The organism is Phaeobacter sp. S60, from assembly GCF_000826845.1.
Lineage (GTDB): Bacteria > Pseudomonadota > Alphaproteobacteria > Rhodobacterales > Rhodobacteraceae > Phaeobacter > Phaeobacter piscinae.
This window is the reverse complement of the sequence record NZ_JSWJ01000009.1, coordinates 16,757-32,273: the sequence shown is the minus strand read 5'-3', so window position 1 is coordinate 32,273 and position 15,517 is coordinate 16,757. Positions and strand designations below refer to the sequence as shown.

12 protein-coding genes are annotated in these 15,517 nt (G+C 58.8%); 3 read left to right on the top strand and 9 right to left on the bottom strand.

The window, feature by feature from the left end:
- Window positions 1-27: 27 nt before the first annotated feature.
- Complete coding sequence (locus tag OO25_RS09250) at window positions 28-1,020, bottom strand: membrane dipeptidase (RefSeq protein ID WP_040179795.1); 993 nt, start codon at window positions 1,018-1,020, stop codon at window positions 28-30.
- On the bottom strand, window positions 1,020-2,468 hold the full coding sequence (locus OO25_RS09245; protein WP_040179820.1) for an aldehyde dehydrogenase family protein: 1,449 nt from the start codon (window positions 2,466-2,468) through the stop codon (window positions 1,020-1,022). The genes OO25_RS09250 and OO25_RS09245 overlap by 1 nt, the downstream gene beginning before the upstream one ends.
- A gap of 110 nt (window positions 2,469-2,578) precedes the next feature.
- Here OO25_RS09245 and OO25_RS09240 point away from each other — a divergent pair, with 110 nt between their 5' ends.
- Together OO25_RS09240 and OO25_RS09235 are read left to right on the top strand one after the other, a co-directional pair.
- Complete coding sequence (locus OO25_RS09240; protein WP_040175701.1) at window positions 2,579-3,475, top strand: LysR family transcriptional regulator; 897 nt, start codon at window positions 2,579-2,581, stop codon at window positions 3,473-3,475.
- Complete coding sequence (locus OO25_RS09235) at window positions 3,472-4,479, top strand: GlxA family transcriptional regulator (RefSeq protein WP_040179794.1); 1,008 nt, start codon at window positions 3,472-3,474, stop codon at window positions 4,477-4,479. The genes OO25_RS09240 and OO25_RS09235 overlap by 4 nt, the downstream gene beginning before the upstream one ends.
- 33 nt (window positions 4,480-4,512) lie before the next feature.
- Here OO25_RS09235 and OO25_RS09230 read toward each other — a convergent pair whose 3' ends face one another.
- From OO25_RS09230 to OO25_RS09200, 7 genes are all read right to left on the bottom strand, one after another.
- Window positions 4,513-5,076 (bottom strand): sarcosine oxidase subunit gamma, encoded by a 564-nt coding sequence (locus tag OO25_RS09230; RefSeq protein WP_040179793.1) that lies wholly within the window; start codon window positions 5,074-5,076, stop codon window positions 4,513-4,515.
- On the bottom strand, window positions 5,069-8,035 hold the full coding sequence (locus OO25_RS09225) for a sarcosine oxidase subunit alpha family protein (protein WP_040179792.1): 2,967 nt from the start codon (window positions 8,033-8,035) through the stop codon (window positions 5,069-5,071). The genes OO25_RS09230 and OO25_RS09225 overlap by 8 nt, the downstream gene beginning before the upstream one ends.
- Entirely contained in the window at window positions 8,032-8,340 is a 309-nt protein-coding gene (locus tag OO25_RS09220; RefSeq protein ID WP_040179791.1) for a sarcosine oxidase subunit delta, read from the bottom strand. The genes OO25_RS09225 and OO25_RS09220 overlap by 4 nt, the downstream gene beginning before the upstream one ends.
- 12 nt (window positions 8,341-8,352) lie before the next feature.
- Window positions 8,353-9,603: a sarcosine oxidase subunit beta family protein gene (locus OO25_RS09215; protein WP_040179790.1), complete on the bottom strand. Its 1,251-nt coding sequence runs from the start codon at window positions 9,601-9,603 to the stop codon at window positions 8,353-8,355.
- A gap of 479 nt (window positions 9,604-10,082) precedes the next feature.
- Entirely contained in the window at window positions 10,083-11,552 is a 1,470-nt protein-coding gene (locus OO25_RS09210; protein WP_040179789.1) for a PLP-dependent aminotransferase family protein, read from the bottom strand.
- Window positions 11,553-11,668: 116 nt separating this feature from the next.
- Complete coding sequence (gene dmdD / locus OO25_RS09205; RefSeq protein ID WP_040179788.1) at window positions 11,669-12,475, bottom strand: methylthioacryloyl-CoA hydratase; 807 nt, start codon at window positions 12,473-12,475, stop codon at window positions 11,669-11,671.
- A gap of 55 nt (window positions 12,476-12,530) precedes the next feature.
- The gene (locus tag OO25_RS09200) at window positions 12,531-14,303 is read right to left on the bottom strand and encodes an acyl-CoA dehydrogenase (RefSeq protein ID WP_040179787.1); all 1,773 of its coding nucleotides are present in this window, start codon (window positions 14,301-14,303) and stop codon (window positions 12,531-12,533) included.
- A 121-nt stretch (window positions 14,304-14,424) separates the two neighbouring features.
- Here OO25_RS09200 and OO25_RS09195 point away from each other — a divergent pair, with 121 nt between their 5' ends.
- Window positions 14,425-15,450: an AraC family transcriptional regulator gene (locus tag OO25_RS09195; RefSeq protein ID WP_040179786.1), complete on the top strand. Its 1,026-nt coding sequence runs from the start codon at window positions 14,425-14,427 to the stop codon at window positions 15,448-15,450.
- The last annotated feature ends 67 nt before the right edge of the window (window positions 15,451-15,517 follow it).

Here is a 15,517-nt window from a genome sequence, read left to right as displayed (position 1 = left end):
CCGTATTTTCTGTCAGTCTTTCGATCTTCAATCTATTGATTTTGGTCCAAAATTTTCATTGAAGAACCGGTGCCAGTTGTCCCCCATGACACCGGCGACCTCTTGTTCGTTCATTCCCACATTGCGCAGCCCGTCTTCGATGTTTCCAAAGTCACGGTTGTCCTCAAACCAGTTGGGCATAGGTGGGAAACCGGGCGCGGATTTTGAGCCCTCGCCGTAGTCGATTTCCTTGGTCCAGCGCCCAACACGCATCCACTCGACGATGCTGTCGGGCTGATCCTGGCAAAGGTCTGTGCCAATGCCGAGATGTTGCACCCCGTATCGATCCGCGGTCCGCGCGATCATCTCGCAGAAGCTCTGCAGCGTGCAGGCGGATTTGTCTTTCAGGTGATGCGGATAGACGGAGAAGCCGAACATTCCACCATTGGACGTGACCGCGCGGATCACGTCGTCTTTCTTGTTTCGCAGGGCAGGGGACCAGTCATGCGGATTGGCATGGGTGATGGCAATCGGGCGTTCTGACAGATCCGCTGCCTCAATCGTTGAACGATCCGCAGAATGGCTCATATCCACCACGAGGCCGACGCGGTTCATCTCTTTAATGACCTGCTTGCCCATGCGGGTGATGCCGGTGTCCTCAGCCTCATAACAGCCGGTCGCCAACAGCGACTGATTGTTATAGGTCAGCTGCATGAACCGCGCGCCCAGAGTATGCACGATTTCGACCAGGCCGATATCATCTTCGATCGGTGAGGGGTTCTGGAACCCAAAGAACACCGCCGTGCGCCCGGTCTCCCGCGCCTTATCGATGTCGGAGGCCCAAAGACCCTTCATGATCAGATCAGGATATTGCTCAAACCAACGGTTCCACTTCTCAAAGTTCAGAACCGCTTCGCGAAAATTCTCGTGATACGCGATGGTGACGTGGATTGCATCCACGTCTCCGTCGCGCAGCTGGCGAAAGATTTTCTCCGACCAGTTGGCGTATTGCAGCCCGTCAATCCGGAACCCGGACCGCATCAAACCGGGCCTGCGCTGATATAGGCGGTTTTGACGGTGGTATAGAACTCCGCTGCCGCCTTACCCTGTTCGCGCGGACCGTAAGAGCTGTCACCGCGACCACCGAAGGGCACGTGATAATCAGTTCCAGCGGTCGGCAGATTGACGGTCACAACACCGGTGCGCGCATTGCGGCGGAAATGGGTGGCGCGGGCCAGTGATTTGGTAACGATCCCCGAGGTCAGGCCAAAGTTGGTGTCATTGACCACCGAAAGCGCTTCATCATAGCTGCCAACCTTGATTACGGAGGTCAGCGGCGCGAACATTTCCTCACGGTTGATACGCATGTCGTTGGTGGTGTTCAGGAACACGCCCGGCGACATGTAGAAACCCTGATGCGGCATCTCCAGGCGTTGACCACCGCAGGCCAGTTCAGCGCCTTCCGTCTTGCCAAGGTCAACATAGGCGAGGTTTTCGTTCAGCTGCTGTTCGCTGACAACCGGACCCATCTGCACGCCTGCTTCCAGCGCGTGGCCCACTTTCATCGCCTGTGCCCCTGCCACCAGTTTCTCCACGAAGGCGTCATGAACACCGGCATGGACCACCAGTCGCGAGGAGGCTGTGCATTTCTGGCCGGTGCCGCCAAAGGCACCACCAAGTGCCAGCGTCACGGCGAGATCCAGATCGGCATCGTCCATGACTGCCAGCGCGTTCTTGGAGCCCATTTCCATCTGTACCTTGGTCAGGTTCTGGATGGCGGCAGCCGCGATCCCCTTGCCCACCGGCACCGAACCGGTGAAGGAAATCGCGTTCACCTTTGGGCTTTCGACAAGACGCTGACCGATGGACCGGCCAGACCCCATCACGAGGGAGAACAGACCTTTGGGGATGTCCTGCCGCTCAATGATCTCCGCCAGCGCAACAGCCGATGCCGGGGTGATGTTTGCGGGTTTCCAGACCACCGCGTTGCCGTAGCACAGCGCGGGGGCGATTTTCCATGACGCGGTCGCAGTGGGGAAGTTCCAAGGGCTGATAATCGCGACGGTACCCACCGCTTCGCGACGGACGTCGACCTCAATATCAGGGCGAACAGAATCCGCGTTCTCACCGATCTGGCGCAGACACTCGGCAGCATAATAAGTGAAAAACTGACCGGCGCGGTAGACTTCGCCCTTGCCCTCGGCCAACGGCTTGCCCTCTTCCCGGCTGAGAAGGGTACCCAGTTCCTCGGCGCGGGCCATCATTTCATTTCCGATGGCATTCAGCACCGCTTGTTTGCGCTCCAGACCGTAGGCGGCCCATTCGCGCTGCGCCACCTGCGCTTGATCCAGCGTCGCCTCCAGCTGATCGGCGCTGGCCTGGGCAAAGATACCGACCAGATCACTCAAATCAGACGGGTTGCGGTTCTCAACTTCGCTCTCACCAGCAAGCCATTCACCGGCGATCAGGTTCTTTTGGATATCAGTCATGGTCAGAGGCCTCACACAGAATTCAGTTTCCATGGGTATGGACATGAGAGGCCACTTCAATCAAACTCAAATAACTGAACATCATTTCAGAAACTTTGAAGTTTTGACCCATGACGCTTAAAATCGAGTTGCTTCGCGGATTTGCCGCAGTTGCCCGAAGCGGAAACCTAAGTGACGCGGCAGGTATTCTGGGGCGCACGCCATCGGCGGTGTCGATGATGCTGAAACAGTTGGAGACGCATCTGGGCGAACCACTGTTTGAGACCGACCGAAAGAACCGCCTGACAGCGCTGGGGGCCTTTGTGCTGGAGCAGGCCGAGCGCGAGTTGCAGCAATACGACACAATGGTCAAAGCGATTGAGGGCTATGCCAAGGCGACACATGGGCATGTGCGGATTGCCACTGTCCCATCGGTCGCAGGCACCGTGATGCCTTTGGTTTTTTCAAGGCATATCAGCGATTTCGAGCATGTTGATATCGAACTTCGCGATATGGACTCCATATCCGTGCTGCATGAACTGTCCCGAGATCGCATTGACATCGGGATTGCAACACTGGGCCAAAACAGCTCCGGGCTTCACAGCCAGCCCCTGCTGTCTGACGCCTTTGGGGTGATCTGCACCCGGAATCACCCATTGGCCCAGGAACGGGGAAAAATCGACTGGGACATGCTGCGCGATGAACGTCTGATCGCCAACAGCCTGTCAGCCGGCATCAATGCCGAGCCGTCCCGGATCCTGCATGATAAGGCGCTGCTGAAGGCGCAGAACCTGACCTCTATTATGGCGATGGTGCGGGCAGAAATTGGCGTCACTATTTTGCCGGAAATGGCCGCACGGGCTGCAAATGCGCCGGAGCTGGTGTTCTGTCAGCTGGCCGATTCGCGGGCCACACGACAGATTCATCTGCTGCGCAAAACCGATACCGCCCTGGCGCCAGCCGCGCGATTGCTGGAAAAACACATCCTCACCTGTGCTGCCGAACTCACCGAAGGAGGCCTGTCATGACCCAAACCGACACGCCGCTTACACTGGGTATTCTGATTTTCCCCGGCTTTCCCATGGCGTGCCTGACTTCATGCATCGAACCATTGCGCGCCGCCAATGAAATCGCGGGGAAGGAGGCATTTCGTTGGACTGTGGTTGCTGAAACGGCAGATCCGGTTGCCTCCTCAGCTGGGGTCAGTTTCGGTCCGGATACCGTGTTGGCGGATCTGGCCGAGCATGATTTTCTGTTTTTCACGGCGGGACCAAATGCGCGGTTTGACCAACCCGCACGGGCCAATGCAGCCTTGCAGCGGATCACCCGGAGCAAGACCCGGCTCGGCGCCTTCAGCGGTGGGGTGTTCCCGCTGGCACGGACCGGTCTGGTGGCGGGTCAGCCGCTCTCGGTTCACTGGTGTTACGAGGCCGCGTTTGAGGCGGAGTTCCCGGACATCGAACGGCAAAGCACGGTGATCTGCGATCAAGGTTCCTTTGTGACAATCTCCGGAGCGACAGCGGTGTTTGACTACATGCTCGCCCTGATCGAGGAGCATCTCGGCGGAGATATCATGGCCGAGGTCGCCTGCTGGTTTCAGCACCCCTATGTGCGCAGCGCAGCGACCTCTCAGAAAACGCCCGCGTTTTCAACGGCCAAAAGCAAGGATTTGCTGCCAAAGAAGGTGACGCAGGCGATCGAGCATTTCGCTGAGCACATCGAAGATCCGATCCAGATCAGTGACGTTGCGGATGCCATTGGGGTATCCGCCCGGTCGCTGGAACGCAGCTTCAAGGAGGCCACAGGCCAGAGCCCGTTGAAATACTATCGGATGATGCGCATGAACCAGGCGCGGCAGCTGGTGCTGTATTCCAGTACGTCGGTGACCGAAATCGCCTATATGGTGGGCTACAGCACCCCCGGCGCATTCCTGCGGATCTACCGCGAGAGTTTTGGCGTCACGCCGATCAATGACCGGCGCGCCAAGAACTCCTTGCGCGTCAAAAGCGGGGATGCCCTGCCGGCGGGATAAGCCCGGCGCGGCATGCACATCCAGATCCCAATCTTAAGCGATGGAGCGGGCGGCAGTGATCAGCGCGTGATGCAGAGATGCAGCAGAGGAGCGCGGCCCCAGAACAGCCATGCGATCCTCGTCAAGGCGCCACAGGAACACGCCAAGATGCTCCAAAGTGCCGCGAATGACGCATCCGGGTTTCATGTCGCGGACCGGCGCGTTGCTGAGCCGTTCAAACAGATCACACAGGGCAGCGCCCGCGACATCGAACCGACACCAGCCATCCGTCTGTTCCACCACCGATGCTGTGGCGCCAGCCACCTGTTTCAAATCGCGGGCCAGCAGCTCGTGTTGAGCATATGGCCCTGAAACCATCCATTGATCCGGTCCAGTCCAAAAGACCGAGAGTGTACCAGCCTGTGACGAACCGCCAACTTCTGGCAGCTCCATCTCATAGGCCTCTGCAAGAGCTGCCCGCAGCGCCGGTTCTTGATCTTTGCGAGCCGCCACTGAGGCAAGCGCCCGGTCTGTCACTTCGGATACGGTCAGGTTGCCAATCGTGTCCACCCGGGGGGTGTCACTGCCAAGTGGGGAGAGGGGGGCCAATTTATGCACGGAGTTTCTCCCCTTCGGGATCTACAAAATGAGGGCTGACAATCTCAACCAGAACGGTTTGGTTTTCCAGTGGGTTGACCAGACGCAGCTGCTCGCCCATCCGGTTTGACCCGCCTTTGACAAAGGCCAGCCCAATCGCGCTTTGCAAAATGGGTGAATAGGCGGCAGAAGTCACATATCCCTGATCATGCGCCGCATCGACCGGCCCATCGCTTGCCATCAAATGTCCCCCGGCAGCGACACCATCGCTGGAATTCACGGGGCGCACCCCGACGAGGTTCAACGCATCCTCTGTGTTCATACCGTCGCGGCGGCTTAGCACATTGCCGATGCTGTCCTTCTTGGTTGAGACCATGCGGCCCAAACCCAGGTTTAGTGCAGATGTGGTTCCGTTTAGTTCATTGCCGGCGGCATGCCCCTTTTCGATCCGCATCACGCCGAGCGCTTCGGTGCCATAGGGTGTCACATCGAATTCCTCCCCTGCGGCCATCATCTCGCGCATCAGCGCATCGCCATAGCGGGTTGGGACGGCAATTTCATAGGCCAGCTCACCCGAGAAAGAGATGCGGAATAGCCGCGCCCGGCACCCACCGCAGACCGTGATCTCACCGCATCCCATAAAGGGAAACGCTTCGTTGGAGATGTCGAACTGAGGGTCGACGACCTTTTGCAGCAGCTTACGCGCATTGGGACCGGCGACGGCGTATTGCGCCCAGGCCTCGGTTGTCGAAATCAGCTGCACGTCCAGATCAGGGCAGAGACACTGACGCACAAATTCCATATTGCGATAGACCAGAACGGCATTGGCCGTGGTGGTTGTGACGACAAAATGATCCTCGGCAAGCCGCGCGGCGGTGCCATCATCATAAGCAACGCCATCCTCCCGCAACATCAACCCGTACCGGACCTTGCCTACAGGCAGTTTGGCAAATCCGTTGGCATAGATCATGTTGAGGAAGGTCGCCGCATCCGCGCCCTGCACATCAATCTTTCCCAATGTGGTTACATCACAGATGCCGACAGAACTACGGGTCTGCAGCACTTCGCGGTCCACAGACTGGCGCCAGTGGGTCTCACCATCACGGGGGAACCACTGCGCCCGCAGCCAGTTGCCAACCTCGACAAAGACAGCGCCTTGTTCCTCGGCCCATTTGTGGCTGGGGGTGAGGCGGGTCGGATGAAAATCCTTGCCAACAGCACGGCCCGCCAGCGCGCCCATAGCAACTGGCGTGTAGGGGGGGCGAAAGATGGTGGTGCCGGTGTCCGGGATGGATTTTCCGGTCAGCTCCGCCATCACCGCCAAGGCGCCGAGGTTCGAGGTTTTTCCCTGATCTGTCGCCATACCAAGGGTCGTGTAGCGCTTCAGATGCTCCACCGAGGTGAAGTTTTCCTGATGGGCGAGTTTGACATCCTTCACGGTCACATCGTTCTGGAAATCAAGCCAGGCGCGTTTGGCGCCTTTGACATGCCAGAATGGCGTCAGCGATACAGGCGCGTCTTCAGCTTGCGGCAAGTCCGCAGCCCGGGCTGAGATGCCAAGATCGTTAAGCGCCTTAGCGGCGCGCTCTGCACCGCCTTTCAAAGCCTGTGCGGTGGACATCTCCCCCGCAGCTGCGCCGGCGACCAGTTGACCAGTCGGCAGCCCATCCCCCGGTACAAAGGACTGGATCGCGTCATTCCAGACCGGGCGGCCCCGTTGATGGCACGTCAGGCCGAGATTGGGATTCCAGCCCCCTGAAACAGCAAGTGCATCGCAGGTGATGGTGCGGGTTTGGCCATTTGCCAGACGCACAGTGACCGACGACAAGCCGAGACGCCCCTTGGTGTCGATAATTTCGGCCCCGGCGAGAACCTCGGTGCCCGACAGGGTTGGCGCGTCATTGCGCACATCGACGATTGCGGGCACCTCCACCCCCTTCGCCATCAGATCACGAGCGGTGTGATAGGCATCGTCATTATTGGCGAAAACCACCACAGACTGGCCCGGTGTCGCCGCCCAGCGGTTGGCATAGGCCCGTGCAGCCCCCGCCAGCATCACGCCCGGACGATCATTGTTCTCAAAGGCGATCGGACGTTCAATCGCCCCGGTCGCAATCAGCGCCCGTTTGGAATAGATCCGCCAGAGCGTCTGGCGCGGTTTCCCTGCTGCGGGCGTTGGCAGATGGTCTGCGTTGCGTTCAACCGCGCCGTAGATGCCGTGGTCGTAGGCGCCAAACACGGTTGTCCGTGGCATGACGCGGACGTTTGGCATCGTAGCCAGCTCCGCCTGTGTCTGCGCCACCCAATCGGTGCCAGACACTTCCGACAGCGCTTCGGTTTCGCTTAGCAGGCGCCCGCCGAGGCGATAGTCCTCATCCGCCAAGATGACCTGTGCGCCAGCGCGGCCAGCGGTCAGCGCCGCCGCCAGCCCTGTCGGTCCCGCGCCTATGACCAGCAGATCACAATGCAGGTATCCCTTGTCATAGGCATCAGGGTCTGCCTCCCCGGTCAGACTGCCAAGCCCGGCCGCCTTGCGGATGATCGGTTCATAGAGCTTTTCCCAGAACGCCTTCGGCCACATGAAGGTTTTGTAATAGAACCCTGCGGTCAGGAAATTCGAAAACCGGTCATTGATCGCCATCATATCATGTTCAAGCGACGGCCAGCGGTTCTGCGATTGGGCCTCCAGCCCTGCATATAGCTCCACAACGGTGGCGCGGGTATTGGGTTCCTGACGCCCGCCAGAGCGCAGCTCAACCAGCGCGTTCGGTTCCTCGCTGCCGGCGGTCAGCACACCACGTGGGCGATGATATTTGAAGGACCGCCCCATCAGCCGAACACCATTGGCCAGCAGCGCAGATGCCAGCGTATCCCCCTGATGACCCCCGTAAGTCTTGCCGTCGAACTGGAACGACAGCGGTGCACCGTGGTCAATAAGGCCGCCCGCGAGTCGATTTTTCAATACGGATCTCTGGCTCATTGCTGCGGCTCCTGCGAGGTATTCGCCGCCTTGTTGGCAAGCGCCACATCCCGGGCAAGTTCCACCCTCAGGATCTCATGGGTCGTGGTATTACGGGTGACCACCAGCCAGGACCGGTCGCCCTGTTCGTGGAACCACAGTTCGCGATGTTCGCCCGCCGGGTTCTTGCGCAGATACAGATAGTCGTGGAACTGCTGCAGGGCCGTTTCTGACAGCCAGTAGGGGCGGTTTATCAGGCCAGCGTCGCCCAAATAGGTGAACTCCTGCGCGTCGCGGGGCCCAAGCAGCGGATGGTTGATAATCATCTGGACAATTCCTCAGTGCAGGTTCGGTTGGGCGCCCTGGCCCTTTTCGTCGATCATGTGACCGGACATAAAACGATCCAGCCGGTAGGCGGTCGCGGTCTCATGCGGACGATCGGTTTTCAGAAGATGCGCAAAGCAGTAGCCGGCTGCCGGCGTGGCCTTGAACCCGCCGTAGCACCACCCGCCGTTGAAATAGAGGCCCTCGATATGGGTCTTGTCGATGAAGGGGGAGCCATCCATAGACATATCCATGATACCACCCCAGCTGCGCAGCAGGCGCGCCCGCCCAAGAGCCGGGATCAGTGAGATGCCACTTTCCACGACATCTTCGACGACCGGTAGATTTCCACGCTGTGCGTAGGAATTGTACATGTCGATATCACCACCGAAGACCAGCCCACCCTTGTCTGACTGGCTGCAATAAAAATGCCCTGCGCCGTAGGTGATCACACCGGGAATAAAGGGTTTTAGCCCCTCTGAAACAAAGGCTTGCAAGACGTGGCTCTCGATCGGCAGGCGCATGTCGGCCAAGGCCATCAGGCGGCTTGAATTGCCGGCAACCGAGACGCCGACCTTGCCTGCCCCGATATACCCCCGGGAGGTTTCAACGCCCAGCACCTTGCCGCTTTCGATACGCAGGCCGGTGACTTCGCAGTTCTGGATGATATCCACACCACGCAGATCGGCACCACGGGCATAACCCCAGGCCACCGCGTCATGGCGTACCGTGCCGCCGCGCCGATGCAAAAGGCCGCCTTTAATAGGAAAGCGCGCATCGTCGAAGTTCAGGAACGGATACATTGCGCGCACGCCATCTGCATCCAAAAGCTCGGCGTCGGACCCGTTGAGGATCATTGCATTCCCACGGCGCCGAGCCGCGTCGCGCTGCGCGTCGCTATGGATCAGGTTCAGGATACCACGCTGGCTGACCATGGCGTTGTAGTTGAGGTCCTGTTCCAGATTTTCCCAGAGCTTCAGCGAAAACTCATAAAACGGCTCATTCCCATCCAGTAGATAGTTGGAGCGGATGATCGTGGTATTCCGCCCGACATTGCCGCCACCGATCCAGCCTTTCTCCAGCACCGCGATCCGCGCGCCGCCGAACTCCTTGGCCAGATAATAGGCCGTCGCCAGACCATGTCCGCCACCGCCAATGATCACATAATCATAGGCCGCCTGCGGCGCAGCATCACGCCATTGCGGGCGCCAGCCCTTGTGCCCGCTGAGGGCTTCCTTGATCAGTCCAAACGCAGAATATCGCATAGCGGCTCCTGTTCCTTGCGAGAACAGTTGCCGTGAAATGAGCTGAGGCTGCCGATGCGCTTTCGGACAAGATTCATGTCAGAATCGACAATTCAGACTTTCAGGTTGCTCTGACGGGAGAGCCTATGCCTGGTTTTTGCATCCTTGCTCTGCCGAGCCCCTTATGTTCAACGCTCAGGTGTTCGCCGTCCATGACATTTCGTGTGGGTTTAGCTAACATATTCCGTTGGTTTTCTGAGTATTCTTGCCGCAAGCTAGGCTCTTCAAGAGACATGTTTGGAATCGTTGATAGGGTTGATCGATACATGAGCCGCAGCCCCTATCTGCACCTGCCTGATCGCATCAATGCGCGGCATTCCTTGGCCGCAAAGCACCTCAACCTGTAGCAGTCACACTGAAATGTAGTGCGATCCCAGGCTCGCACTATCATACGGTAATGCGGATTATGTTAATACTAATGCAATCAACTGCATCGGGCGTCAGGCTCTCAAGGCCGCCGCTAATACTCGAACGCCGTTCTCCAATTGCTCCTCCGAAAATCCCGCGAACCCCATGACGAGCCCTTGGCGCATAGGTGGTCCGGCAAAAAATGACGACAAAGGCTGAACAGTCACTCCGGCGGATTTGGCTCGTTTTGCAGCTTCAGTATCGCTCATGCGGCTCTGTAGGTCTGGCGTCAAATTGGCGACCAGATGCATGCCGGCAGGCACGGGATCGACAATCAGAAGATCGGCGGCGTGTAGCTTGATTGCCTGCAAGGCTGCCACCTGCCGTTTGGCATATAGGCGCCGCATACGCCGGATATGTATGGCGAAATCACCGCTGTGCATGAACCGTGCCAGGACCGGCTGCAGCATCAGCGATGCCTGCTGATCTATTTGGGGTGATATTGACCTCACCTTGGGCAACATTGACTTCGGGAAAACCACAAACCCGAGCCTCAATGCGGAAAAAATCACTTTAGAGAAGCTTCCGACGTAAATCACCCGATCCTGATTGCTGAGGCTCATCATGGCGGGAAGCGGTTGACCTTGGAACCGATATTCACTGTCAAAGTCGTCTTCGATCACATAGGCGTTGCGGGCGACGGCCCATTCAATCAGCTCAAGCCGGCGGGACAGTGGCATCGTGACGCCCAGCGGATAATGGCGCGATGGGGTCACGATCGCCGCCTTCGCCCGAGGGGTCGTTTGAAGCGCCGTCTTGATATCGAACCCCTGTTGGTCAACCGGCGACGGAACAGAGACAAGCCGGTTGTGGTGCACAGCCCGGTTCAGGACGGCGTATCCCGGCTCCTCGGTCAGCACATCGTCTCCTTCGTTTAGCGTTGTAGCAGCGATCAGGCCGATGGCTTCGACAACACCTGATGTGATGAAAATCTGGTCTGCCGTGCAGGGCAATCCACGCCATTCACGCAGATGATCCGCGATAGCCTCCCGCAGAGGCGGCCAGCCAAATGGATCAACACGCGACAGCAGCGCCGCATCCGGCCTGCGCCAGGTCTGATCATGATGACGCGCCCATTGCCGGTAAGGAAACAGCATCAGTTCGGGTGCGGAGGTATCAAATGGCTGCAAGGGCGCGGGCGCGACAGGGGGTGCCTTTTCCGGAAGGATGTCGACCCCGCCCTGATCCACAGAGGCCGCAGTGCTGGACTGCGCCTCTGGCAGCTGATCCGGCAATTCTGCTTCGACATAGACGCCGGACCGGGCGCGCCCCTCTAAATAGCCTTCGCTGATCAATTGATCGATGACCGCAGAGACCGTCACCCGAGAGACCGACAACTCTTCGGCCAGCGCTCGACTGGAGGGGAGTTTTGATCCCGGAGCGATCATTCTGTCCAGAATCAAACGCCTGAGCTGCACAAGGAGCTGCGCCTGAAGCGTGTCTGTACTGTCGCGATCAAGGGAGAGGGACAGCAGTGCTGCCCCTGTTCTGGCCTTAGTCATACCCCAAGCTTTGCTACATTCGGTCAGGCCAGTCAAGGCGGCATCACCCACCCGCAATGCTCCCCTGCGACGCGGACCCGCCCTCCCCTCGTCGGCTTGACGGGACCAATATCGCGCTAGTCGTTCGGCCGCACCCGAGCCGCGGTTTTATTGGCGAAAGCCTCAAGCCGCGCGCGGGCGGCCGGTTGCGTGTTCACCACGCCTGCGACAACGGCTTCGGCGTAAGCTGCGTCCATGCCGGACATATTGTTGAGGTGGCTGATCGCAGAGCAGATGGCATAATTGGTGAGCGGCAGGTTTTCGGCTGCCCGATCAGCAAGCTCAAGCGCCTTATCAAAGCTGGAACCATCAGTGATGTATTGCGCCAGCCCCAGATCAACAGCCTCCTGCCCCTGATAGACACGCCCCATCAGGATCATGTCGATCATGCGGGATTTGCCGATCAGATCGGACACGCGAATGGTGGCACCACCTCCGGTGAAGATCCCGCGCTGACCCTCTGGCAGGGCAAAATATGTGGTTTGATCCATCACGCGAATATGGGCGGCGCTGGCAAGCTCCAGACCGCCTCCAACCACCGCGCCCTGCAGTGCTGCGATCACCGGTACACCGCCATATTCCATCTTATTGAACGCCTCATGCCAGCGCAGGCAGACATGCATGAATTCATCGGGGCTTCGGTCTTCTTTCCAGTGCTCCACCAGATCCAGACCGGCGCAGAAATGGTCGCCCTTCCCGGCCAGGACCACCGCCTTTACCCCCTTGCGATGCGCGCTGCTGAAGAACTGGACCAGTTCCTCAATCGTGGCGGTATCGAGCGCGTTGCGCTTGCTGGGGCGATCAAGGCTCACGACGCAGACACCGTTGTCGCGCACGTCGATTGCGAGGTTTTGATATGAGCTGAAACTGTCTTTTGCCAACATGGCTGGATCCTTTCGGACTAGGAGGTGTGCCCGGAGGCATATATTTTATCAGAGGTCAGAGCTGGCTGGCTTCATCAAGAAGGCTGGTTGCGCCCGTCATGATGCGCGCACGATCACTCTCGCATTCGACCAGAACGTGATGCGCAAATATCTGCGCTGTGGTTACTTTTTGCGCCATGAATTCGGTCTCATTCCCCCTGTGCTGTTCTGCCTCAGCAGCGCGCGCGGCGCGCGCCAACTGCCAGCCAGCAGCAAGCGTCCCGGTGAGGTTGAGGAAGGGCACGCTGCCACCAAATGCGGCTCTGGGATCATTGGCGGCGGTTTCCAGCACCCAGGACAGGCTGGTATCAAACGCCGCCCTCGCCTTACCCAGGCATGCCGCGATATCCTGCAGTTTGGCGCTTCCTGTCTGTAACGCAGCCTCAGTGTCTGCAATCATAGCGGAGAACCGGCGCGCCGTCTGACCTGTGTCTCGCAATACCTTGCGCCCAAGCAGGTCGTTGGCCTGGATCGCGGTGGTGCCTTCGTAGATCGGCAGAATGCGCGCATCCCGGTAAAACTGCGCCACACCGGTTTCTTCGATGAACCCCATGCCGCCGTGGATCTGCACCCCCAGCGATGCCACCTCAACCGCCCGCTCCGAACAGAACGCCTTGACCAAGGGAACCAGAAATTCAGCCACCGGCGCGGTCTCGGCGCGGATGTCATCGTCGCCGTTTTGGGACAAATCCAGCCAACCGGCCGCAGCCATACTCAGAGAGCGTCCCCCTTCGACCAATGCTCGCATACGTAGAACCATCCGGCGCACATCGGGATGACCAATGATCGCCGTTGTCTGGTCGGGGTCCAGCCCGATCGCCTGGCCCTGCACCCGTTCCTTGGCGTAGGACAGCGCGTGTTGATAGGCGCGTTCGGAAACAGCGACGCCCTGCACCCCAACCGCAAACCGCGCGGCGTTCATCATGGTGAACATGTATTCAAGACCGCGGTTTTCCTCCCCGATCAGGTAGCCCGTGGCATCGGCATACTCCAGGACCGCAGTGGGACTCGCCCGTACCCCCAGCTTGTGTTCAATACTGACGCAATTGACGCTGTTGCGGTCGCCGGGTGTGCCGTCCTGATCAACAAGGAACTTGGGCACCAGAAACAAGCTTAGCCCCCGGTGGCCCTCCGGCGCGCCCGGCGTCCGGGCCAGAACCAGATGAATAATATTCTCCGACAGCTCATGCGCGCCATAGGTGATGAAAATTTTGGTACCGCTGACCCCGTAGCTGCCATCCGCGCGCGGCTCGGCCTTGCAACGCACCCGCCCCAGATCGCTGCCGGCTTGTGGCTCCGTCAGGTTCATAGTTCCGGTCCATCGGCCGGAGACCAGCGGACGAAGATAGAGCTCTTTCTGCGCCTCGGTTCCCGACAATTGCAGCGCGTCGATGGCCCCATCTGTCAGCAGCGGGCAGAGGCCAAAGCTCATGTCTGCCGCGTTTAGAATTTCGGTCGCTGCCGCGCCAACCACGCGGGGCAGCCCCATTCCACCGTGATCGACTGGGTGGGCCAGGCTCTGCCATCCCATGTCGACGAACTGTGCATAGGCAGCCGCAAAGGCTTCTGGCAGAACGACCTTATCTCCATCCAGCCGAGCCCCCGTGGTGTCGCCGACAGCCGATAGCGGCGCGATCAGATCAGTGCAAAACCGACCCAATTCCTCCAGCGCGGCCCGGGCATCAGTGCGATCAATCTCACCGTATTTCTCAAGCGCGCTGACCTGCGGCCATTGCGAGAGATGGTCCAGATTGAACATCATGTCGCGGATCGGAGCTTCATAGGTCATTGGCGCCTCGTTGCTGTGCTAGCTGTTGCCGATTGTCTAAGCTATGGCCAATAGCCTGCCCATCCCAGAATTTGACAAACGACTTTCCGAAAGTGACAAATCGACGTATTCTATCGCCTCTATGATACGCCCTAATCCAGACACGCTGGCAACCGTTTCATTGCCTTTCATTGAAGACTGGCTGTCAGCTCTTCAGTCTTGTTGTGATGTAGATCAGATACACAGGATCCTGTCCCACTGCGGGCTTCGCCAGCTTACCAACTCGAAGCCCGAGGCGAACAGGGCCACTCAGCGCGTTACACTGGATCAGATCGTTAAGCTCTATCAAATTGCTGCCGCAGAAACCGGCGATGAGATGCCTGGCCTGTGGAGCCGTCCGGTTCGCCCTCGGGCGCTTCAACACCTGCTCACAACTGTGCGCGAAGCCGGAACTCTGCCGGCGGCACTCTATCGGTTCTCAACGTTTTGGAACCTGATACTGGACGACTATCACATTGACCTAAAATCAGAAAAATTAAAAATCACGCTCAGCCTCGTGCCACGTGGTTCGCCCGAGGTACACCGTTTTGGGCATATGCTCCTGCTGAAATTGGCGCATGGGTTGCTGTCTTGGCTCGCAGGCTACGAGGTGCCAGTACAAGCTGTGCAGTTTGCATTTGACCAGCCAGATTTTGCGCAGGACTACGGGGTTATTTTTCCGGCCCCCGTGCGCTTCTCTCAATTGTGTTCTGCGATTTCATTTGATCCGCAACAGCTGGGGCCCCCGCAGCCTCGTAGCCCGGCGGAGCTTGCGGCATTCCTGGATCGGGCGCCGCGGGACTGGATCTTCACTGGCTTTCGTGAGCATCGGCTGTCCCTTCAAATTCGGGATTTTCTTTATCGGTCAAACTGGGAAGACTGCCGTCTGGGTGACGCGGCCGCGATGCTGAATGTGACACCCCGCACGCTGATGCGACGACTGGAGGATGAGGCGACGTCCTTTCAGTCCATCAAGGACGCTTTGCGCCGCGATATCGCCATTCGTGATCTTCGGGCAGGTCACAAATCCATCGAGGACATCTCCGATGACCTTGGCTTTTCGTCTGCCGCCAACTTTCACCGCGCCTTCCGTCGCTGGACCGGGGGAACAACCAGTTCGTATCGGTAGCTTCTTGGCAAAATGATATGGAATATCCGTTTGCATTCGGAGAGAGGACGCCTTGCTTAGCACCCGA